This is a genomic window from Solibacillus sp. FSL W8-0474 (assembly GCF_038004065.1).
GTDB lineage: Bacteria > Bacillota > Bacilli > Bacillales_A > Planococcaceae > Solibacillus > Solibacillus faecavium.
On sequence record NZ_JBBOQJ010000001.1, the window covers coordinates 2,232,474 to 2,256,334 of the forward strand.

General features: G+C 37.7%; 14 protein-coding genes. 3 read left to right on the top strand and 11 right to left on the bottom strand.

Features of this window, described 5'->3' with window-relative positions; genetic code table 11:
* Positions 1-18: 18 nt before the first annotated feature.
* A complete protein-coding gene (locus NYE67_RS11120; RefSeq protein WP_340728183.1) occupies positions 19-1,155 on the top strand; it encodes a zinc-dependent alcohol dehydrogenase in 1,137 nt (378 codons plus the stop codon).
* Positions 1,156-1,392: 237 nt separating this feature from the next.
* Here the strand turns inward: NYE67_RS11120 and NYE67_RS11125 are convergent, their stop codons facing one another.
* The 5 genes from NYE67_RS11125 to NYE67_RS11145 form a co-directional block, all read right to left on the bottom strand.
* Entirely contained in the window at positions 1,393-2,187 is a 795-nt protein-coding gene (locus NYE67_RS11125) for an alpha/beta fold hydrolase (RefSeq protein ID WP_340730098.1), read from the bottom strand.
* 978 nt (positions 2,188-3,165) lie between these two features.
* Positions 3,166-5,103 carry a sigma-70 family RNA polymerase sigma factor gene (locus NYE67_RS11130; RefSeq protein ID WP_340730099.1) on the bottom strand — a complete coding sequence of 646 codons (1,938 nt, stop codon included), beginning with the start codon at positions 5,101-5,103 and terminating at the stop codon, positions 3,166-3,168.
* 249 nt (positions 5,104-5,352) lie between these two features.
* Positions 5,353-6,321, bottom strand: coding sequence for an NAD(P)H-dependent flavin oxidoreductase (locus tag NYE67_RS11135; protein ID WP_340728186.1), 969 nt, complete (start codon positions 6,319-6,321; stop codon positions 5,353-5,355).
* Between the two features lie 203 nt (positions 6,322-6,524).
* Positions 6,525-7,307: an enoyl-CoA hydratase/isomerase family protein gene (locus NYE67_RS11140; RefSeq protein WP_340730100.1), complete on the bottom strand. Its 783-nt coding sequence runs from the start codon at positions 7,305-7,307 to the stop codon at positions 6,525-6,527.
* Positions 7,308-7,383: 76 nt separating this feature from the next.
* A complete protein-coding gene (locus NYE67_RS11145; protein WP_340728188.1) occupies positions 7,384-8,940 on the bottom strand; it encodes a class I adenylate-forming enzyme family protein in 1,557 nt (518 codons plus the stop codon).
* Between the two features lie 372 nt (positions 8,941-9,312).
* Between NYE67_RS11145 and NYE67_RS11150 the strand changes: the two genes are divergently transcribed.
* Positions 9,313-9,618, top strand: a complete 306-nt coding sequence (locus tag NYE67_RS11150) for a DUF5658 family protein (RefSeq protein WP_340728189.1) — start codon at positions 9,313-9,315, stop codon at positions 9,616-9,618.
* Positions 9,619-9,683: 65 nt separating this feature from the next.
* On the opposite strand, the gene NYE67_RS11155 is transcribed toward NYE67_RS11150, so the two are convergent.
* Positions 9,684-10,397 carry a hypothetical protein gene (locus tag NYE67_RS11155; RefSeq protein WP_340730101.1) on the bottom strand — a complete coding sequence of 238 codons (714 nt, stop codon included), beginning with the start codon at positions 10,395-10,397 and terminating at the stop codon, positions 9,684-9,686.
* Positions 10,398-11,494: 1,097 nt separating this feature from the next.
* Here NYE67_RS11155 and NYE67_RS11160 point away from each other — a divergent pair.
* Positions 11,495-16,003, top strand: coding sequence for a S8 family serine peptidase (locus tag NYE67_RS11160; RefSeq protein WP_340730102.1), 4,509 nt, complete (start codon positions 11,495-11,497; stop codon positions 16,001-16,003).
* A 143-nt stretch (positions 16,004-16,146) separates the two neighbouring features.
* On the opposite strand, the gene NYE67_RS11165 is transcribed toward NYE67_RS11160, so the two are convergent.
* From NYE67_RS11165 to thrS, 5 genes are all read right to left on the bottom strand, one after another.
* Positions 16,147-16,497 carry a DUF1428 family protein gene (locus NYE67_RS11165; protein WP_340730103.1) on the bottom strand — a complete coding sequence of 117 codons (351 nt, stop codon included), beginning with the start codon at positions 16,495-16,497 and terminating at the stop codon, positions 16,147-16,149.
* Positions 16,498-16,563: 66 nt separating this feature from the next.
* A complete protein-coding gene (locus NYE67_RS11170; RefSeq protein ID WP_340730104.1) occupies positions 16,564-18,090 on the bottom strand; it encodes a class I adenylate-forming enzyme family protein in 1,527 nt (508 codons plus the stop codon).
* Between the two features lie 406 nt (positions 18,091-18,496).
* Entirely contained in the window at positions 18,497-19,756 is a 1,260-nt protein-coding gene (ltrA, locus tag NYE67_RS11175; protein WP_340729179.1) for a group II intron reverse transcriptase/maturase, read from the bottom strand.
* Positions 19,757-20,516: 760 nt separating this feature from the next.
* Positions 20,517-21,446 (bottom strand): DNA/RNA non-specific endonuclease, encoded by a 930-nt coding sequence (locus NYE67_RS11180; RefSeq protein ID WP_340730105.1) that lies wholly within the window; start codon positions 21,444-21,446, stop codon positions 20,517-20,519.
* Between the two features lie 354 nt (positions 21,447-21,800).
* On the bottom strand, positions 21,801-23,720 hold the full coding sequence (gene thrS / locus NYE67_RS11185) for a threonine--tRNA ligase (protein WP_340730106.1): 1,920 nt from the start codon (positions 23,718-23,720) through the stop codon (positions 21,801-21,803).
* Between the last annotated feature and the right edge of the window lie 141 nt (positions 23,721-23,861).

The window sequence follows — 23,861 nt, forward strand, 5'->3', positions numbered from 1 at the left end:
GAAAAGAGGGATTTTTTAATGAAAGCTGTTACTTTCCAAGGTATAAAAAATGTTGAGGTTAAAGAAGTAAAAGATCCTAAAATAAAAAAAGCCGATGATATTATAATTCGCCTAACAACAACAGCTATTTGCGGATCTGATTTGCACCTGATGCATGGTATGATCCCAAATATAGGGCAAGATTATGTTATTGGCCATGAACCAATGGGAATTGTAGAAGAAGTTGGCAAGGATGTAACGAAGGTGAAAAAAGGTGACCGGGTCGTCATTCCTTTTAATGTTGCATGCGGGAACTGCTGGTATTGTAATCATGAGTTGGAAAGTCAATGCGATAATGCCAATGACAATGGTGAAATGGGCGCCTACTTCGGATATTCAGACACAGCAGGCGGATTTCCTGGAGGTCAGGCAGAGTATATGCGTGTTCCCTATGGCAATTTTCTCCCCTTCAAAATTCCAGAGAGATCTGAAGTTCCCGATGAAAGTTTAGTTCTCCTTGCCGATGCTGCCTCTACTGCTTTTTGGAGTGTCGAAAATGCCGGTGTAAAAAAAGGAGATACGGTTGTTATTCTTGGCTGCGGACCTGTTGGGCTATTGGCGCAAAAATTTGCTTGGTTGAAAGGTGCAGAAAGAGTAATCGCAGTTGACTACATCGGCTATCGTCTTAAACACGCAAAGAAGACAAACAAGGTAGAAATCGTTAATTTTGAAGACCATGAAAATTGTGGGGAATATTTGAAAGAGATGACAAAGGGCGGCGCAGATGTTGTCATTGATTGTGTCGGGATGAGTGGAAAAATGACGCCTTTAGAGTTTCTTGCAAGTGGCGTAAAACTGCAAAGTGGTGCTATGGGAGCTATTGTTATAGCCAGTCAAGCTGTACGTAAAGGAGGAACGATTCAAATTACTGGTGTTTATGGTGGTCGATACAACGCTTTCCCACTCGGAGATATCTTCCAACGCAATGTAGCTATTCGTACTGGACAAGCACCAGTTGTTCATATTATGCCTCATGTCTATAACTTAATAGCTGATGGTAAAGTGAATGCTGGCGATATCATTACACACGTCCTCCCTCTTGAAAAAGCAAAACATGGTTATGAAATATTCGACACAAAACAAGATGGTTGCATTAAAGTGGTTTTGAAACCGTAATCGATATAGAAGAAAGCCAAAAAAATATTTATAAGTATAAAAAGAGCACCATTTAAACTACTATTGAACAAAAAACAATCATTTTAGAGTAAACGAGTACTTATCTAATTTCATTTTATATTTTAAAAAAGTAATACCTTATGAATTCCTCTAAATGTTCATTACAAGTGTTTAAAGCCACCTACTATAAAAGTGTAGGTGGCTTTAAAGTTGTTATTATGAAAGTGTTGAAAAGTCTCACAGTGAACTAACTTTTGCAAACACCTGATTGGACTCGATAAAATGATGGATCGCTTCATTTGACTCCGCGCTTTTTTCAATAACGCATACATGCCCGCAGTCATCAAGGATTTGTAATGATGCGTATGGATTATTCTCTACTGCTCGCTTAGCTTCATCTAAAAATAAATGATCTTCCCTACCGATTAGATAAAACTTCGGAATTGTACAGTCACTTTGCTTAAGCTGCTCATAGGGCTTCCTCGCATTTTTCAATAAATACGTCCACTTTACAAACTCTTTTCGCCCTAACTTCGTTGCCTCCTGCACAAAATAAAAACGTGATTTAGCATGCGATTTTTTCGGCATAATTAAGTATGCAAATGTTTTGTAAAAGAGCATATATGGTGCGAAATGGCGGAATATCCATGCGCTCTGAATTAACAGTGACGACCATCTATTAAACTTGAGCACCGGACCAGCTAGCGTCATCGTTTTAATGTACTGCTTCGCACGGTACATAAGCTCATTGCCGATAATTGTCCCCAGTGAAAATGTTAAAAAGTGTGCGTGTTTAATCTTTAACTTCTCGAGCACCTCTGTAATTTTCGGCACTACATCTGCTGCGACATAGTAATTTACATCTAACCCAGTAGAATCGCCATGACCCGGTAAATCAATTAATAATAAATTATAATGCTGCGATAAATAATCAGCCTGTTTATAAAAAAGGGTGCTCTTGCCTCCTAGACCATGAAGTAGCACGAGCCATTCCTTTTGATGACAAGAAAAAAGTTTAGTGTAATGTAGCATTTATGGCTCCTATTAGTATATTTCTACATTGTCAGAAAGCGACGTATTTTCTAATTGAGAAATGATTAATGTTAGAAAATAATATAGTTGTAGTCTGACTATAACGTGACGGTTTAAGCACGTCAAATATTGCTATACTAGTTCACAAAATGCTCATATTTATTTAACAATTTCTAGGTTCATCACCATAAGTTAGGGATGACAAAATTTAAATAATAAGATTTTCTAATTAAGTCCGTTCTGCTGCGCATGGGGAAAACGCATTAAAGCAAGTGTCTGTCAAGGAGTCCGCCCCTACACTTCGCACAACTCTTTCCGTTGAAGCAAGTATTTTGGTGGCTCCCCCTTCGCTCCACGTTACTCTGCTTTGGCATAAGGTGAATTTTAGCAAAAATGTAGATTATAAAAACTAGCCTTTCCGCTCTCCGCCGCCTCGCGATAGCGCAAGCGGCTTGATAGGGTGTTTTTTACTACACTTTATAACGAGGGCAAAATTTTGGGATTGGTGGGCCTTGCAAAAGGCAATAAAGGCAGTGATAAAAACACGTATCACGTGGTTTTAGCGCTGTCTTGCCGTAGCCCACCAATCAAACAAGTGAAATTTTATTAGAAAGGCAACCCCATGTTATGGTGATGAGCCAATTTCTATGTTTTAATGTAATTTTTGGTTTATCAAGAATGTTTGTGGATTGAATTTCGTAATGAGCTAAATAGCGGAACGAATTTCCGTTATTTTCAAAATAACTTAAAAAAAGATGAAAATAAGGGAAGAAATTTCCGTTATTGACCTCAAAAACATGAAATTTCATAATTTTATTTAAAATAACGGTAAAACGTTCCCTTATTTATACCAAAAATGAACTACATCATTCAAATAACAGTAAAATCTTCCCTTATTTTTGGTGGGCACTGATGGCGAATTAGTTTTTAAATAAAAATATTGGTAAACCTCGCTAGTTGTTTCGCACAGCCTTTCCGTTAAATTAAACTATAAATAACCTCTCCACTTTCCGCATTAACCCCTCTTACATAAGCACCGTCAGTCATCCGAATACGGTAAATCAAGCGCACCTCGTCTTCATCCTGCTCTGTTTTCCCGTACATCCTATCCCACTCCAGTTGCACTTTTAAGTCTTTTAGTGGCAGCAATTCTTTAATCGGCTTAATCTCTTTTGGCTCAAACTTTTCGATATCTTCAACCACTATATTCGGTGCTGAAAACATCAAAATAGCACCAGTTTTTTTACAAATATTCATATGGAAAAATTCATTTTCAACATAAAATCCATTATTGTGCACTACAAACCGGAAGAAGGTTCGGTTTTCTTCTATATCCTCTTCACCTTTCATTTCAACATGTAAATATGGTACATACTCCGAATAGTACGTTTGAATAAACTGTGCCGCAATATGTAAGCATTCCTCTTCAGAAAGCTTCGCCTCCCCTTCAATTTCAGCGAGCCACATAAAACGATTCAAGCGCTTCGTACGTTTGTCCACTCTTGCCTTTACCCTATTTTCAAATGTACGTTTAATGAAATGCTCAACTGATTTCTCCTCAGAATCTTGCCAGCCTTTAGGACGCCAATTGAACTCTTCATACGATTCATCCACTCCAATACTTGCTTCTTCATATGGCTCCCATTCCTCAGTGATGCCAATGATCTCTTCAATTGTGGCCTTTTTTGGCATCCCTTCTACTTTTGGAAACGGCTTATAGCTTCGCTTAGACTCATCGTCGAGATCAAATAATGGTTTGCCTATCACCGCATCATAAGTTTGCCTTAATCGCTCTGACTCATAGATCGCATATATACCTGACTTTGAAACGGAATCATATTTTTCATTAAAGCTTTCTGCACAAAGTGACCAGTCCCCTTCGTACAATGCATTTAAAATACGTTCCATAGGATAAAGCTCCTTTGGCATTTCTGGAGGATTTTCCATATAACCCGTATAGGTGAAATGAATGACCTCACCTGAATCGGTGACTTCAATTCGACAATAAAACCCGTCTAATGGAAATTCCCCAACCACTTGCGCATATTTAAAGCTCGTACTCGATTCCTTTTTCTTTTGTTCTACTAATGTATAATACGAAAGTGCTTCCGGATAATGTTCACGCAGCAGCTTCTCGGCTATTTCAAGCTTCATCTGTTCTGTAATTGGTGGACCTTCTTTTGTAGGGGTTTTTGAAAAATCATCAAGCCGCCCTTTATTATCTAATCGAATAAAAGCCACTTCATCATTGCCTTGCCCTTTCCACATGAACAAAGAATTCCTATCCTCTCGGTAATCTTCAACTTCAAGCTCATAGTGTGCAGGCACATTTACAAATTGCTTTGCGAAATCGAATAACTGCTCTTTTAACATGCGTTTAACCTCCTTTTGTTGTAATGGCTGTTGCATTGCTTCCTCTAACTTTAGGCGTAGCGCTTTTCTGCCGCGGTGCAGATGCATTTTAATCGTGTTGTTTGGCTTCCCTAGCATTTCCGCGATTTCAAACACTTTAAAATCATAAAAATAATGCAATACAATCGCCAGTTGGTAGTCTTTTTTTAGGATTTCGATGGCGTTATGTAACTCGCTGTAATCCTCGCTGTTTTCCTGGTCCAGTAACTGAAGCTGTTCCATAATTTCTATCTCTAACAGCTCTGTTCGCTTCTTCTTTTTCAGTGCGAGAAAGCATTCACGAATCAATATTTTGTATAACCATGTTGCGAAATATTTCGGTTCCTTTAGCTGTGCCAATGCACCGAACGCTTTTATAAACGTCTCCTGCACAATATCTTCCGCATCCTGTTTATTTTTCATATATGTATATGCTTTAGCGAGTAATCTAGGCTTATGCATCGTAGTTATGTGCCGGATTGCATTTTCATCACCAGCAAGTGCTTGTTGTATGTACTGATCCATCTTATTCCCTCCTACTAACTTAGAGCACGAATTTAGTTTAAAGGTTTCATTTTGTGAAAAATTTTTAAAACTAATCACTAAAAAATAGACCATTTATTAAAGTTTATAATATTAACAGCTGAAATTCACAATATCGTATTCCTGCTTTTTCTGCTCAAAAAAAGACTTCCCTATAGAGAGAAGTCTGTTAAAAACATAATTGAATTCAAGCATAGATTGGCTTTAATCCTTAAATTCATCTTACCCATCCTATACAGGGAGCTTTTGCATTGCCATTTTCATATGTGCTTCTTTATACTCTTCCTCAAACCGATTAATCAGATCTCTCGTTGGCACTACTTCCTTAATTGCACCAATACCTTGTCCACTTCCCCAGACATCCTTCCAAGCTTTTTTATCTCCCTCTTTAAAATTCATAGCTGAAAGATCGCCTTGCTCTAGGTTATCTGGATCAAGCCCTACATTTTTAATAGAACCTTTCAAATAATTGCCATGCACACCTGTAAATAAATTACTATAAATAATATCGTCTGCTGTACTGTCTACAATCATTTGCTTGTATTCTTCACTCGCATTTGCTTCCGTTGTTGCAATAAATGGCGATCCAATATAGGCGAAATCAGCTCCCATCGCCTGTGCCGCTAAAATAGCTCTACCATTTGCAATCGAACCTGACAAGGCTAATGGTCCATCAAACCATTCCCGAATTTCCTGTATTAGAGCAAATGGACTTTGTCTTCCAGCATGTCCACCTGCACCGGCAGCAACGGCAACCAATCCATCTGCCCCTTTACTAATCGCCTTCTTAGCAAAATTATTTGTTATGACATCATGAAAAACGATACCACCATAGCTATGAGCCATTTCAAATACTTCTTCACGGGCTCCTAGCGAGGATATAATAATCGGCACTTTATATTTTATACAAAGCTCCATGTCTTGCTCTAATCTCGTATTCGTTTTATGCACAATTTGATTAATCGCGAACGGGGCAGCAGGTTTTTCAGGGTTATTTTTGTTATACGTGTTTAATTCCTCCGTTATTTCTGCTAACCATTCGTCAAGTACACTCGTTTGTCGTGCATTCAACGCTGGAATAGATCCAACAATGCCTGCTTTACATTGCTCAATCACGAGTTTTGGATTACTAATAATAAACAATGGGGAACCGATAACTGGTAGTCTTAAATTTTCTAAACTTTTTGGTAAACGCTCCATAAAATCCACCTCTCTATTTATACAAAATTTCAACATACATGTATTCACAAGAACTATCATCTAGACCACCAATTGAACTATCATATAAGGTTGTTTCTTGATGGTCTCTTAACTGAAAAACCCTTCATTATATCTGCTTGCCCATTCGCATATCCAAGATCAATTTCATCTGCTCGCAAAATGCCTCCGATTTTATTTGTCGACTATGATTGGTTAAAAACAGGTTTTCGTTTTTCAAAAAAGGCTTCGACACCCTCTTTAAAGTTTGCTGATTCAAAGCACATTGCTTGTGCAAACCCTTCTAACTCCAAAGACTGAGCCAAATCATCAAGAATGCTTCTATTTACTAGTTTCTTCATTAACCCTAAAGCCATTTGCGGACCTTCTGTAAGCTGATTTGCTAGTTTATATACTTCATCTGTAAACAAATCATCTTCAAATACCCGATTAACAATTCCAAGTTCATGCGCCTGCTCGCCAGAAATCTTATCTCCAAAGAACATCAATTCTAGTGCACGATGCTTTCCTATAAGTCTTGGTAAAAAATAGATAGAGCCTAAATCAGGAATTAACCCCACCTTTGAAAAACTTTGAATGAAAACGGCAGATTGATTCGCAATAATTATGTCGCAAGCTAATGCTAGGCTAAAGCCTGCTCCTGCTGCAGCTCCATTAACAGCCGCAATAACCGGTTTCTCAAGCTGTACAATGGAAGAAATCATTTCATGTCCCGTTTGCAATCTCTTGCGACCCGAAGCCGCATCTACATCTTTTAAAGCACTTAAATCACCGCCTGCAGAAAACGCAGTTCCTTCACCTGTCAAAACAATCACTTTTACGTCATCATTGTTTTGAACTTCAGTAAAAAAATCTTTTAATTCCTCTCGCATTTGAAGGCCAACTGCATTTCTCACCTGAGGGCGATTTAATTTAACGGTACAAACACCATTTTCTGCTAATGTCACTTGAATACTTTGGTAGGTCAACGTATGTTCTTCCCTTCTTTTTAGTTTACCATTTCATACTATTTATTATTTTAAATATTCAGATATTTTATTAGACTTATTGGTAAGCTCCCGTACGTAAAACCGTTTTAAGTACCTTTCCCGAAGCATTTCTAGGCAACGACTCCATAAATTCAATAGCCCGCGGTTTCTTGTAAGAAGCAATGCTACTTTGACAAAATTGTATTACTTGTTCTTCCGTCATCTGTTTGCCTGACTTTAAGACAATATATGCTTTCACAGTCTCACCCCAAGTAGGATGCGGAATTCCCACTACAGCAGCTTCTAAAATATCCGGATGAGAGTATAAAACATCTTCCAATTCTTTCGGGTAAATATTCTCACCGCCACTTATAATCATGTCCTTTTTCCGGTCTACCACATAAATATAGCCCTCTTCATCCATTCGTACTAGATCGCCACTATGAAACCAGCCCCCTTTGAATGCTTCTTCTGTTGCCTCCTCATTTTTATAATATTCCTTCATTGTAGTTGGTCCCTGATAGACAATTTCCCCCACTTCTCCAACAGGCACATCATTCATTTCATTATCCACAATTCGTACCCTTACATTAATAGAAGGTTTTCCAACTGATTCAGTCTTCCTAAGAGCATCTTCACCGGCTAAATAAGTTGTAGAGGGACTCATTTCTGTTTGTCCAAAAGCTTCTAATATTGTTGCATTTTTAAACACTTGTAAAATTCTTTTTTTAATTTCAATAGGACAGATTGCTCCCCCTAAAGAACAATTCGTCATTGAACTTAAATCATAATCAGATAGATTCGGCACTTGGAATAGAAAATTCCACATGGCCGGAACCATAAACATTGTTTCAATTTTCTCTTCTTGGACAGTTTTCAGTACAACATCTGGTTGGAATTCACGGTGGATAATAATTGTCCCTTCTATTAGACAATTTTGTAAAAGTGAGGACAGAGCAGCAACATGGAAAAGTGGAGGAATAATCAGTTGCCTAGAGCCCTTCCTAGGTTGAGAGTGATAAAGTTTATTCATTGCATTCATATAAAAATTTTTATGGGTTAATACTGCCCCTTTTGGTTTCCCTGTTGTACCCGATGTATAAATAATGGCATGCGCGTCATCGTCAGTGAGATTCACAGGCTTGTATTCATTAGTTGTATTAAAAATTACATCATATGGGATTGTGTTTATCTCAAATTCTAAATTCTCGGCTTTAATTGGCACGATAATTTTAACTTGAGATAAGTTTTGCATAATAGAACGAACGCTATCTATAAATTCTTCTTCAACAAATAATATCTTTACATCAGATTGGTTTAGAATATATTCAATTTCCTTTGAAGCTAAACGGAAATTGACAGGAACAAAAACACCACCACTTAATGAAACGCCGAAATATAGCTCGACAAAAGGCAGGCCATTCTTCAACAAGCAGCCTACCTTGTCATCTACACCAATCCCTTGAGCTTGTAGCCATCCCGCTAAATGGAGCGAACGCGTCAAAAGTTCCCCATACGTTAATCGATGATCTCCATCTATAAATGCTTCCCGATCAGCAACATTATGTGCAGCATATTTAAGTGCTTCCCCAATCAGCAGCTGTTGGGACGTAGATAATACTTTCTGTACCATACCCATCACCTCTCTATTAATAAAGAATAGTAATCTTAAATATTCCTATCGTTTAAGCGTCTCCTTTAAATTATATTCATCTAGCATCTCTTAATATGCAGATAAAACGTCTTTTATGTTTTGAATGTAATATATTTGCCATTGTCTCTAATATATCCTCTGCCTTGGAACTATCTCCAGTTAACGAATGTGCTAAATAATCCGGAACTAAATTAGGTGTCTAATTTAATTCCGGTGAAATAGGCAGTATAAAATGAGTTCACTTTGGTAAACATTTATCTAAATATGAAGAGATTGAAAAAAAGCAGAAAAAATATATCTATGGAAAAATAAAAAAGGAGAGATTACGATTCAAGCGAAGAGTGATATATAATGAGACGTTTGTTTGATATTAAACGGATGTTGCTGGTCATATTAGTGTTAAATCTTATCGATGGCATTTTTACAGCTTGGGGGCTTAGTAACGAATGGATTGAAGAAGCGAATCCACTGTTAAGTTCACTTTCCCCTTTAATGATTCTCGGAACAAAAGTTGTTTTATCTGGTCTAGTTTGGTTTTTATGGAAATCAGATTTCCCTACAAGGTTAACAAACGTTTGGCGAATAGTTCTTTCTTTCGTCATGTTCCTCTATACTGGGATATTCGTTCTACACATAACATGGATTTCAATGTTGTAAAAAAGCACATAAATATAGGCTGACGAGAAAGTATTATTTTCTCCTCAGCCCTCTTTTATAACATATTAAATAAATTTCACACCATACATAACCAATGTAACTATTAATAATACAGGCATAGCTTCCTGTGGCAAGAGCAGCTCAATTTTACGTCTAAGGACAAAAGCCACAACAATGATACTGATTACTATATACAACAAATAGCCGCCCTCTGCGAAAATAGGCATTCCTGGAGATAAAAATAAAATGGTAAAAGCCATTAAGAAAAATACAAGGCGCGCTAGAACTTGTGTTGCACGAAGGGATTTCTTTGCCGCGATTATTAAAAACGGTATTGAAATGAAGATGCCACCAATTATCGCTCCTGGAATAATAGTATGTTCAATTCGCATCGCAATGTAGAGTATCAACAATAATAGAGCAGCTGTTAAAGCATCGACTACTATGCCATTTGCTCGATAAACATAAAGACATACGAGTATAAAAAGTAACATCCCAAGCATAATCAACACACTTGGCATTTTCTGAAATAATAAAATATCTCCAATCGTTAATAAGGTATACCAAGCAATCAAAACAAAAATCCATTTATGAAATGCGTTAAATTTTGTTTGCTGCACTAGCCTTCCCCATCCAATTGTAAAGACAATATAAATAAGACCCGTTAAAGCCGCCATATAGGCATCCTTTATTATGTATTCTTCTGGATTAAATGTTGTCAACGTCACTAAAGTAATTGTAACTACATATGTAAGTATCAATATTAATTCGTTCTTCATACTGAGTCCTCCTATCCTATTCATTATGGCACAATAATTTTAGAAAATATATACTTTCCCTATTTACTCCAATTACTTTTCAATTGAATGGCTCATCACCATAACATGGGGTTGCTTTTCTAATAAAATTCTACTTTGATTGGTGGGCTACGGCAAGACAGCGCTAAAGCCACGTGATACATGTCTTTATCACTGCCTTTATTGCCGTTTGCGAGGCCCACCAATCCCAAAATTTTGCCCTCGTTATAAAGTGAAGTAAAAAAACACATAATCAAGCCGCTTGCGCTATCGCGAGGCGGCAATTTTGTCATCCCAACTTATAGTGATGAACCAATTTAATTGTAAATTATACAGGACCTAGAATTTCGACAAATTTCGCCATTTACAAAACATAGATTTACTCTAAAAGAACGCCAGTGAAATAAAATCTTGTACACTAGTTAAATATACATAGGAATCTTACAAGCCTTTTTTCCCTCTTAAATTTATCGATAAGTTTGTTGAAAATAACATTCTGTTTACTGCATTGTTTATTTTTAAAAACTATTAATACTATCAGTTACTTTAATTTCTGAATTTTCAATCTAATTTCGATTGAAAGATACGTACCGCTTTTCTTCATTAAGAATAATAATTTCAAAATCGGTATACGGATAAAAAGTCCTTCTTACAACCTCTAAAAAATAAATGACCTTTAGACCTATTGCTCTTTTTTAGGTTAAACTATTCTTTTTTTAAAAATGAGAGATAAATTCAATCCTTTTGCAAAATCTAAAATAACTGCAAAACCTTAATAACACTATCTCCCTCTGATATCCAACTGTGTCCCTTGGCTCTCCTTCAGGTAAAAAAAATAGGCATTTAAATTCAAATGCGTTTTACTTCTAAATTATTCGACATAATACGACAAATAAAATATTTTCCATAATCTAACATAGTACTTACATCTAGAGAATTTAATTTCACAAACCAGTCATTTCTACCTAAAAAAAGTATAGAGAGGAGGAAAGGTTGTTCTTAAAATCCTTAAAGTCCAACCTACAAGTTTCAAATTTAGTAAAAGTAAAGTTCGATTGAAAATCTAAGGGGGAATGAAAATGAAGAGGAAAAAGAATTCTAGGAAAGCATTTAGTATCCTCGCTACTGCAGCGATGACATTTTCTTTATTGACACCAAGTGTTGCGAGCGCACAAACTACTTCCACTCAACTCTATGAATCTTTTAGAGATTCCAATTCTATTAGTACTTTTAGTTCCGCACGTGAAAAATTAAATGCGCGCTTACTTGAAAATTTCAAAGAAGATAACAAAGTAACCTTTTTAGTGAAATTTAAAGATAAAGCGAATTCTGCTCAAGTTGCTACGGCTGCTCGTCAAAAAGCGGTAGATTCCAACTTATCCGCTCTAAATGCCAAGTTGATTCAGCGTTCTGCTGTTGTCTCCGAATTAAAGGCAACATCTATTGAATCTCAACAATCAGTCATGCAATTCCTTAATAAAGAAGCGGAAGTTGGCAATGCATCAGATATTACATCCTTTTATATCGTAAATGCCATTGCCGTCACAGCAACCCAAGAAGTTGCGGAAAAAATCGCCACATTTGAGGAAGTAGAGAAAGTATTACCGAATGAAACACGTCAACTCTTTACGACCAAAACTGAGGATGCCGTAGCACCAAGCGCGGAAGTTGCAAACGTTGAGTGGAATATTGAACGCGTTAATGCTCCAGAAGTTTGGGATATGGGTATTGATGGATCAGGTACGGTAGTTGCAAGTATCGATACCGGCGTTCAATGGGATCACCCAGCTTTAAAAGAAAAATACCGTGGCTATAACGCAGCAACCGGTGAAGTTTCTCATGATTATAGCTGGTATGATTCAACTTCTGCTGGACGTGCAACTCCATATGATGATCAAGACCATGGTACACACGTTACAGGTACTATGGTTGGTAGTGAACCAAATGGCTCAAATCAAATAGGTGTTGCACCTGGAGCCAAGTATATTGCCGTAAAAGCATTCACTGCTAACGGTGGTTCAGATGTTGACCTTTTAGAGGCAGCTCAGTGGATTTTAGCACCAACAGATGCTAACGGAAATGCGCGTGTTGATATGGCACCAGATGTCGTGAATAACTCTTGGGGCGGTGGTCCTGGTTTAGATGAGTGGTACCGTGATGTTGTTATTAACTGGCGTGCAGCAGAAATCTTCCCTGAATTCTCTGCAGGTAATACAACTTTCACTAACCCAGGGGGTGCTGGATCTGTTGCTGCACCAGCAAACTATCCAGAGTCATTTGCTACAGGAGCAACAGACATCAATAACTTAGTTGGGAATTTCTCTCTCCGTGGCCCTTCACCTTATGCTGAAATTAAACCAGATATTTCTGCTCCAGGTGTAAACATTCGTTCATCAGTTCCTGGCGGTGGTTATGAAGGTGGTTGGAATGGTACATCGATGGCAGGTCCTGCTGTATCAGGTGTAGCTGCCCTTCTACGTCAAGTAAATGCTAATTTAACAGTAGATGAAATGGAACAGATTCTTCTAGACACTGCAAATCCTTTAACAGATAGTCAATACACTACTACACCTAACCAAGGTTATGGTTATGGATTAGTAGATGCTTATGAAGCAGTTTCTTCTATTATTACTGGACTAGGTACGCTAGAAGGTCAAGTTACACAAGCAGGAACGGATAATGAAGCCCCTAATTTCGAGCATACCGCACCAAGTGAAACATATGCCGGAATGGATCTAAATTTAACCGTTTCAGTTAGTGATAACATTAGTGTTTCATCAGTTGTACTTAACTACAAAGATGAAAATAATGCTTGGCAACAAATTCCTGCTGGGCGTAAATCTGGTGATCATAAAGCTGGTGAATTTGCTGTAGTTATTCCGGGTGATTTAATCTCTGGCAATTCATTTACGTACAAATGGACAATTAATGACTTCGGTAATAATGAAGTAATCAGTGACGAGTACGTTGTGGAAGTAAAACCAGGCATCACTGTTGGATATTTTGAAAATTTTGAAACACAACCAATTGGCTGGTACTCATTTGGTACTAATGACAGCTGGGATTGGGGTGTACCAACATCTGGTCCAGGAAATGCTGCCTCAGGTGAAAAGGTGTATGCAACAAACTTATCTGGCACATATGCAAACAGCATGAACGCGACACTTGTTGCACCTCCAATTGATCTGCCCGAAGGAAACTCTTACCTACAATTTAAACATTGGCATAACTTCGAACAAGCTAGTTCTGGTAGAGCGTATGATTATGGACATGTATTTGTGTCAACAGACCAAGAAAACTGGACACAATTATTAATGGTTCAAGGTATATCCAATAGTTGGTTAGACGCAGAGGTTGATTTATCAGACTATGCTGGACAACGTATCTATATTGGTTTCAATGCATTCTCAGATTCTAGTGTACAACGAGATGGCTGGTATATTGATGATGTAGCATTAGCTAGCGTATCTCAAACTGGTAAAGTTTCTAAAGGTAAAAACAATAATAATGGCAACGGAAATGGTAAAGGAAATGACAACGGCAATAAAGGAAATACCAATGGCAACAACGGTAATAATGGCAATAAAGGGAACGGAAAAGAAAAAGATGCATTAAAAGAAGCTGTAGATCCAAAGACAATTAAACCTGATGTACTTTCAAAAGATAAGGCACCTGAGATTGAAGTAATCAACAATCCAACACTTCTTCCATTAGGCGCTCAAGTCAGTGTAATAGAGTCAGGACGTTCGGTTTATTCAAGCCCAGCAGACGGTTCATACAAACTGACGCATGGTACGGGCACATTTAATGTAAAAGCAGAGGCTTACGGTTTCGAATCTGAAGTACAAACAGTCACAATTGAAGCGGATAGCACTTCTACTGCGAATTTCACATTAGATGAAATTGAACAAAATACAATAAGCGGTACAATTACTGATGAATCAACAGGAGAAGCGATTGAAGGTGCAACAGTTATTCTAGTTGAAGACGCAAATATCACACCTGTCCAAACAGATGCTAACGGTAATTTTGCCCTTACAGCATATGTAGGAACGTACACACTTAAAGTAATTGCTCGTGGATACCATGGAAAGGAAATTCCTGTATCTCTTACAGGTGAAGTATCACCTATAAGCATTTCTCTTGAACCTTTCTACACATATCCAGGTGGAGAGATCGGCTATGATGATGGCACTGCTGAAAATGCTCGTGCATTCAACGCTGCCGGAAATGCATGGGCAGTAAAAATGTCTCTTCCTGAAGGAAAAGAAAACGGAATTGTAACAGATGGTGTATTCCGCTTCTGGACAACTGAATGGCCTACTCCAGGCGGTACTGCATTTGCAGTGGAAGTTTGGGATGCTACCGGAGCAGACGGTACGCCAGGTAAACAATTAGCTGGTCCGATTGATGCAACGGCTCTTCGAAATGGTGAATGGACAGTCGTAGATTTAACAGAGCACAATATTGTTGTAAATGGTGACTTCTATATGGTTTACCGTCAAACAGTTGCAAACCCGAATACGCCAGGTCTAGCAACAGATGAAGATGGTAAAAATGCAGCAAGAAGCTATCAGCATGTATCAGGTGCATGGTCTTCAGCTCCTGCAAGCGAAGGAAACTATATGATTCGTGCACGCGTTAGCTATGAAGTAGTCGGTCCTGAAATCACTTCTCCAGTAACAAACTCAATTACAAATGAGCCTGAAACAACAATTACTGGAACAGCATCTCCAACAACAACTATTGAGTTAAAACAAAATGGCGAAGTAGTTACATCAACAGTAGTTGGAGACGATGGCAAATTTGAAATTAAAGCAAACCTAGTTGAAGGCGTTAATGAATTTTCAGTTCTTTCAAAATTAGATGGTCGAGTAACAGGTGAATCGACTCCGGTTCTAGTAACTTTAGATACGATAGCTCCAGAACTTACGATCGACAAACCATCTAATGGTGAAAAAGTAAATCGTGAAACAGTTACTGTAGAAGGTTTAATTACAGATGAAAATATTGACACAGTGACTGTTAATGGCTCAAACGCTACTATCAGCGATGGAAAGTATTCTAAACGCGTTATTCTTGATAATGGAGCGAATGAAATCACAGTAGTAGCTACAGACAAAGCTGGCAACAGTGTTTCTAAGATAGTTACTGTAACTGCAGATTTCGATGCACCAATCATTTCAAATTTAAAACCAGATACAGACATTACAATTACAACGGGTAGAACAGTTAAAATTGAGTTTGATAGTGAGCCAGGATTAAAACCTACGTTTGTAATCCATATGCCATTAACAAACTTAGTTCAAAATGCAACTGAATTACCAATGATGGAACAAGGAAATGGTCATTATGTAGGCTACTGGACAGTTCCTGCTGATACTGTTGCAAACGGAGCCGTTATTGAAGTAATTGCAATCGATGACTTTAATAACGAAACTCGTCAAAAAGCTGCCGGTAAATTATATATTAATTTACCAGTAATTACAGAAGGACCTGGCAATGCCGCTGAGGAGCAACCTTCTAAAGAAGAAGAATTAACAGAAACACCGAATTCTACAGAGGAAAACTTAACAGTGACACCGTAAAAGAGCTGCACCCTGAAAGTTAGTGTAAAAACTAACTTTCAGGGTGTTTTGTGTGACAAAATATTAGGGATTATTCATGAAAAAATGCACGCACTTTTGAAGGTGTGCATGCACCAAATTAAAGCAATTTCAATTTAAGCCTCTCAAAGAAACTCGAATTCACCACGGACAGTACGGCTGACATCGATCACCTTGATCATTTGATTGTATAACATTTCAATCTGTTCATCATTATCAACTTTATCCAAAACTTGAATATGGTGCTCCTTATGATCATAACGGTTAATTTCTAACATAAGTATCTCGTTTTTACGTAGTTCAACGGCCGATATCATCCCTAAACAACCATACCCCGGCTGAATTGATGTAGCAGTATATGTTTCGCTCTCAAGTGCACCATATTCTTTGTAGATACGTTCAGCTTCTCGATTAATTTTTAAAAATTGTTCCTTATTTTCTTCAGGTACAGGATAAAGATAAATTTCCAAATACATGATTACTCCCCCTAGTAATACAAACCGCCTGATTTTCTTTAATCTACAATCCGCTATTGAATCCCGCTATTGGCTAATTTTATTTTCTTTCCAGTTTTCACGTAATTGATATTTTAATATTTTCCCGGAAACATTACGCGGTAAGGCTTCTACATAAATAAAGTGACGCGGCAGTTTATAACCAGCTAAATGCCCGCGACAATATGCTTTGATATCTTCTTCATCGATTTCTATATCATCTTTTTTAACGATAACAGCTGTTACAACCTCTCCCCATTTCGGATCTGGCAACCCAATAATTGCCGATTCAACAATGCCTGGATAACCATTTAAAATTTGCTCGACTTCAACCGAATAAACATTTTCGCCACCTGAGATAATCATGTCCTTTTTTCGGTCAACAAGTGTAATAAAGCCCTCGTCATCAATTGTTGCTAGATCACCTGTTAAAAGCCAACCGTCACGAAACGTTTTCGCTGTTTCTTCTGGTTTTTTATAGTATTCTCTCATAACAGATTCACCGCGCATGATTAGCTCACCAACTTCACCAGGCAATATATCTTCCATATAATGATTTACTACCCGAACATCTAAAAACGTCATCGCTTTTCCACTCGCACCTAGCTTTGTCTTATGTTCTTCTGGTGTTAAATAAACGCCTCCTGGTCCACCTTCAGTTAAACCACACGCATTATAGAACTGGTCTGAACCCAAATATTCTACAGCACTTTCAATCATACTTGGTGACATTGGTGCTGCACCATAAATATAGCCACGAACAGATGATAAATCAAAGGACCCTTTCGGAATCATGAAAAATGCATTATACATAGCAGGCACCCCAAAGAATAGCGTGACTTTATGCTGCTCTATCGCTTTTAAAGTTTCTAAAGGATGGAAATCACGCATCATGACAACTGTGGCACCAGCAAAAAAGCAAGATGTAAGAACCATATTTAAACCTGCCGAGTGAAATGCCGGCGCTACCAGTAAATAGACGTCCTCACGATTTAATTTCATCATTACAGTTTGAGCACTATTGAGACTAATTACATTCCCATGTGTAAGCAGTGCCCCTTTTGGATTACCCGTTGTACCTGATGTATACAAAATTTGCGCATCATCATCTGCAGAAATTGGTACATTCGGGTCATCCGTTTGTGTAGTATCAAGCTCTTTTAAAGATATAACCCCTTCAGTTGTATCTCCTGTACTGTAAATTAATGGATTTGAAGAAATATTAGCAATGGCGCTCTTTACTAATTCAGTTTGATCCGCATCTGTAATGACAGCAATTGAATCAGATTGATTTATAATATAATGGATTTCCTTCGCCGTCAGACGGAAATTAATAGGAACGATGACACCCCCTGCCTTCATCACGGCATAAGCGCAAATAACAAACCAATGCGAATTTTTTAAAAACAAACTAACTTTATCGCCCTTTTTTAAACCTTGTTTAATTAAACCATTACTATATCGATTAATTTCATCGTTCAACTCTTTGTACGTATACGTATAATCCCCAAAAACTAGTGCTTTCTGATTCGGCATTCTACTTGCGTGAGATAAAATCGGTTTTAATAAATCCATATTGCTTATCCTCCTAAATTGAAATTAATGGACAAACTGGCAAGTCTAAAATCTCATTGCAAAAACAACAAAGAACAAGGAATAGCTAGATTGAGACGAGAAGTTATTATATTCATAGAAAATAAACTTCTATAAAATAATATATTCTTCTAAAACTGATTTATAACTTCATTTACACGTAACGTATATCAATTGTGAGTTGATAGTTTGTCTTGCAAGTTTTTAACCAGTCTGGGATAAAACTTAGAAAAATGAGCGCTAATCCTTTTTACAGGATCGCGCTCAATAAAGGAATATTAAAATGTGGTTTAACAATTAGGGATCGAGTAGGAGACTAGCCATTAATTGGCTAGTCGACCTCTCACACCACCGTACGTACGGTTCCGTATACGGCGGTTCAAAAGTTTTATGTTGGATTTATGATTGTAGCGAGGTTCTTCAACTTGAGTTTTAACCAATATTTATTGTTTAATGCTCGATTGACGATTGGATTGTTCGAGGAGCGCCAGTACCCTTTGCGGGTATTGGCCATTTTATAGGCATCATTATGGCTGATTCCTAATCTTTTGAGGTTTCTATATTTTGAGATGGTTCTTTTCCATTCTTTCCATCGACATGCCCTTAATCTTCTTCGAATATGGCCATCTATTTCCTTTGCGTAGGACTGTATGTCGGCAACTTTGAAATAGTTTCCCCATCCTTGAATTAAGTAGTTGATTTTCTGAATGCGCGATTCCATATCAATTGAATAATTACGATTTGTAATATACTTAAGCTTTTCTTCGAATCGCTTCTTGGATTTCTTTGGCACGTATACCCTGATTACACCTCTGGCGTTATAGAAGCTCACACCTAAAAATACACGTGCTATCGGCTTTCCCACTGCTGATTTCTCTTCATTCACTTTTAATTTTAGTTTCTTTTCGATAAATGCTGTAACGCCTTCTTTAACTCGTTCTCCTGCTTTTTCGCTTTTGACATAGATGTTGCAGTCATCTGCGTAACGAACGAATTTATGATTACGTTTCTCCAGTTCTTTATCAAGTTCATGAAGAATAACGTTACTCAATAATGGACTTAAGGGTCCACCTTGCGGTGTACCTTCTTTAGAGTAAATAAAAGTTCCATCTATCATGGTACCAGCGTTTAAGAAACTTCTTATTAGCTTTAATGTGGGTTTACATAAAATATATTTCGCCATGAGTGACATCAGCTTATCATGCTGAACTCTATCGAAGAATTTCTCTAAGTCTATGTCTACGACAAACTTATAACCGTCCTCAATGTAACTTCTTGCTTGTTCAATAGCTTGATGAGCACTTTTATTTGGGCGAAACCCATAACTATAATTACTAAACATTGGGTCTAGTATTGGGGTTAACACTTGTACAACCGCTTGTTGAATGACACGGTCTGTGACCGTAGGAATTCCTAAAAGTCTTTTCCCTCCATCTGGTTTGGGAATTTCGACTCTTCTAACCGGTTGCGGTTTATACTTACCTATTTTAATCATTTCGATAATCTGAGTATTGTTCTCTTTTAAGTATTGGCGGGTTGCCTCTATATCTTTCGCATCGACACCGGCTGCACCTTTATTTTTACGCACCTTCTCAAAAGCTTTGTTTAAATTATCTCTATTTACTATAACGTTGATTAATCCTTCCATATGTTCGCGTGTGGGTAAGGAATGCACATGCAAAATTCCACGCTATTCCTATTCTTAGGGTATTCCGTACCTTTTCTTAGGATAGACTTTTCAGTTCTGTGTCTTCATTCGCATGTAATACCCTTATACACGTTCACTCCTTTCGTTCAGCCCTTCCCATTACTGGTACTATGGCTTCTGCTGACTTCTGACGATTCAGTTGTACATCACTGCACAGGTTCCTCTTCGGGTATTCATCAGATCTCCCGGGGTAAGTCTGCCCACTTTCCTCTCATCTATCTGCCGCATCTATTGATTCATCTTCCGAGGATATTTGGGACTTCAGTTTGTTTGGCAACCTTATCCAGAAAAATCAACCTCATGCGATTCGTATTCCTCAGACCAAGATTTTGCCTACGACTTCCTTCAGATTCCGCGTCGCCACGGACACCCTTGTCTTCAGCTAGTGGTTCGCATATCCTGACGCCCACAGTGAACTTTCATCACCTAGTTGACAAACATGCCCGGCACACCAGAAAAAATAAGCGGAGGATTTCCGCTTATTTAAAGAATTTGAGTTATAATGAGGAAAATAAGAGGAGAATATCCGCTTATCTCTATGAAAACCGATGAATTTTATGTTTTTTTAATCAATAGAAGGAATTTCTCCGCTTATTTTGGTTACTTTTCATGAAATTTTTATATTAAGCGGAATTTCTCCCTCTATTTTGGTCGCTCTCCTTGGCTCTCCCAATATAATTTGGAATAAGAGCTAGTACACTTACTCGCCTACTAAACCGTCCTTATCAGCATCATGCATGTAGGGGTATAACCAATGATCACTTGTTATTGGCATACTGAAACCTGCTGCTTTTGCTTCTTTAATTGTTACCTGTCCATTCCCGTTTGTATCAACATTCGAAATATCGCCACCACTAGTGTTGGATTGAGCTGGCTTGGAAGGCTCACCAGTTAAACCGAGTGATTCGTTAACTTCATCAGGGTTCACGTTGTCAAATGAATCAACGATCTTTTTCCCCTTTAAAGTATAGGTATACTGATAACTTGAAGGAATCTGCGTTTTAGTATTTGGATAGGTGATAATCGCTTCAAACATAGTTGCTCCATTAGCTTTACGGATTGCGTCTTCCATATAAGCTTGATCACCATGACGGTTGAGCGTACTATTTTGTGGGGTAATATTGTAAGCGTTCGATACCCCTCCGAGTGAATCAGCAATGACATGTCCTTCATCTAAAACGGAACTCTCTACACCTGGAACCTTTGCTTCATCAGAGTAGTATCTACCAGACGATAATACCGGTTCGTTATCATCATCTTGTAAAATAATTTTGTCCGCAATGACACGTACTAATTGCCCGTATTCATTCGTAAATGCCCAATAATCACGGTCCCCGAAACCAATGTTAACTACCACATTAGGTTCACGATGACCAGATAAATTACCGCCATCTACCTCAATAAGTTTATATCCTGAAAACTGGTCTTTATTTGATTGAGCTGGAGTTTCTTCTACTATTGATTCATCAACAACCGTAGTAGCAGTTTCACTATTTTCAGTTGTATCAACAATTGTTACATCTTCTGTCTCTATTTTTTCATCCGGAATAGAAACTTCTTCTACATCCGTACAACCAACCATAAAGATGGCTGTTAAAAGTAAGATTAACACGTTCATTTTATTCTTCATTTTTTAGGACTCTCCTATAATCGTTACATATTGTTCACTCAAAAAGAATGCTAACATAGTTTAACATTGTTAACCTTTCGATAATAGTATAAATATATTGCGATAATATTCAGAGATATTTTTTATTGGAATCAGCTTATTCGTAAAGTGAAATGGAATTAAACAAGATTCCACCCTACTCCCCTCACTGGAGACAAATAACTAATAATGCTACTAATTTACCTTCCCAGCTAATTTTACCCATAGAAAAACTGCACCTATTTGTTTGAATCAAACAAATGGGATGCAGTTTAGCGTATAGTGAAATTTCTTGAAATCTATTCATCCATTACGATATTTTTAATTGTTATCAATTTAGGAAGGCAATTGCTTATTTAGAATTTCTAATTGAATCTGTTTAATAAACGCCTCAATAGATAATGTATTTAACCCATCTTGTTTAAACGCTCGTACAGTTACAGTTTCATTTTGCTGCTCTTGATCACCTAATACAAGTATATACGGTGTTTTTTGCATTTGCGCATCTCGAATTTTACGCCCAAGTTTTTCGTTACGTTTATCTATATCTACTCTAATATTGGCTTGACGTAACCGGTCTTTAACTTTTTCAAGATAAGCTGTATGTGCCTCGGAAACGCCAATAACCTGTACTTGCCTTGGCGCTAACCATAATGGGAATGCGCCGCCAAAATGTTCGATTAAAATACCTAGGAAGCGATCAATTGATCCAAATACGGCACGATGGATTACAACTGGGCGTACTTTCTCATTATCTTCATTAACATATGTTAAATCAAACTTCTCTGGTAGTTGAAAATCTAGCTGGATCGTTGCACATTGATAACTACGTTTAATCGCATCACGAATATGAATATCAATCTTCGGACCGTAAAATGCCCCGTCCCCTTCATTAATTTTATAAGTAATACCTAGTCGGTTTAATACATTTTCAAGTGCTTCTTCCGCTTGATTCCATAAGTCAAGTTCCCCCATATAATCTTCTGGGCGTGTCGATAACTCAACTTCATACTCAAATCCAAATACTTTATATACGTGATCAATAATTTTTAATGCTAGTGCAATTTCGTCTTCAATTTGTGAAGGAGTCACGAAAATATGTGCATCATCCTGACAGAATGTCCGAACGCGAAGTAGCCCATTTAACGCACCACTAAATTCATGTCGGTGAACTTGGCCAAACTCTGCCATACGAATCGGTAAATCTCGATACGAATGTAAATCATTTTTATAAATGAGCATATGTCCCGGACAGTTCATCGGTTTTAAGGCAAATTTTTGTTCATCAACTTGTGTGAAGTACATATTTTCTTTGTAATGCTGCCAGTGTCCTGATTGCTCCCAAAGACGTTGATTCATCATCAGTGGTGTACGCACTTCTTTGTAATCGTAAATGGCTTGCAGATTGCGTAAAAAGTTTTCAAGTTCATTACGAATGATTTGCCCATTTGCTAAATAAAACGGCATACCTGGCGCCTCTTCAGAGAACATAAATAGTTGTAGTTCCTTCCCTAGCTTTCGATGATTACGCTTTTCTGCTTCTTCAAGGAATACAAAATAATCTTGCATATCTTCTTTCGTTGCAAAGGCTACCCCATAAATTCGTTGCAACATCTGATTATTCTTATCGCCGCGCCAATACGCACCTGAAATATTCATCAGCTTGAAATGTTGCAATTTATTAGTTGATGGTACATGTGGCCCTCTACATAAATCAACAAACCCACCTTGCTCATACACTGTTACAAGTTCTTCTGTCGGTATTACTTCAAGTAGCTCTAACTTCAAGTGATCATGTGCAAAAATGTTAGCAGCTTCTTCTCGTGACACTTCCTTACGAATAACAGTATAATTTTCATTCACGATCTTTTTCATTTCACGTTCAATTTTTTGCAAATCCTCTGGAACGAGGACATGGCTCATTTCGATATCATAATAAAAGCCGTTTTCTATGACAGGCCCAACCCCAAATTTTGCATCAGGAAACAATCGCTTTACTGCCTGTGCTAATAAATGTGCTGTTGAATGACGAAGTACCTTTAAGCCTTCCTTTGATGAAGCATCATACAGTGAAATTTCAGCATCCACTAGAATTGGTCGTGTCAAATCGGTTGTCGTCGTATTTACACTTCCCGCAATTGATTTTTTAGCTAAGCTCGGACTAAGCGATTTAGCGATTTCGGTTAGCATAACACCTTTGGCAAAACGTTTTTGTTCGCCATTTGGAAATTGAATTGTTACTTGTTGATTTGACATACTACCTCTCCTTTTTCTTTTTTTGGTAAATAAAAAAAGCATATACTCATCCGCAAAGGGACGAATATATGCTTGAATACCCGTGGTTCCACCCAAATTCCTACTGTATGTAACTCCAGTAGCTCATTGATACAGATAACG

Bases quoted from the DNA above. Each gene is read 5' to 3' on its own strand.
- NYE67_RS11155 (WP_340730101.1), bottom strand. From the start codon at position 10,397: ATGAAGAACGAATTAATATTGATACTTACATATGTAGTTACAATTACT.
- NYE67_RS11125 (WP_340730098.1), bottom strand. From the start codon at position 2,187: ATGCTACATTACACTAAACTTTTTTCTTGTCATCAAAAGGAATGGCTC.
- NYE67_RS11120 (WP_340728183.1), top strand. From the start codon at position 19: ATGAAAGCTGTTACTTTCCAAGGTATAAAAAATGTTGAGGTTAAAGAA.
- NYE67_RS11180 (WP_340730105.1), bottom strand. From the start codon at position 21,446: ATGAAGAATAAAATGAACGTGTTAATCTTACTTTTAACAGCCATCTTT.
- NYE67_RS11160 (WP_340730102.1), top strand. From the start codon at position 11,495: ATGAAGAGGAAAAAGAATTCTAGGAAAGCATTTAGTATCCTCGCTACT.
- NYE67_RS11130 (WP_340730099.1), bottom strand. From the start codon at position 5,103: ATGGATCAGTACATACAACAAGCACTTGCTGGTGATGAAAATGCAATC.
- NYE67_RS11135 (WP_340728186.1), bottom strand. From the start codon at position 6,321: ATGGAGCGTTTACCAAAAAGTTTAGAAAATTTAAGACTACCAGTTATC.
- NYE67_RS11170 (WP_340730104.1), bottom strand. From the start codon at position 18,090: ATGGATTTATTAAAACCGATTTTATCTCACGCAAGTAGAATGCCGAAT.
- NYE67_RS11150 (WP_340728189.1), top strand. From the start codon at position 9,313: ATGAGACGTTTGTTTGATATTAAACGGATGTTGCTGGTCATATTAGTG.
- NYE67_RS11165 (WP_340730103.1), bottom strand. From the start codon at position 16,497: ATGTATTTGGAAATTTATCTTTATCCTGTACCTGAAGAAAATAAGGAA.
- ltrA (WP_340729179.1), bottom strand. From the start codon at position 19,756: ATGGAAGGATTAATCAACGTTATAGTAAATAGAGATAATTTAAACAAA.
- NYE67_RS11145 (WP_340728188.1), bottom strand. From the start codon at position 8,940: ATGGTACAGAAAGTATTATCTACGTCCCAACAGCTGCTGATTGGGGAA.
- thrS (WP_340730106.1), bottom strand. From the start codon at position 23,720: ATGTCAAATCAACAAGTAACAATTCAATTTCCAAATGGCGAACAAAAA.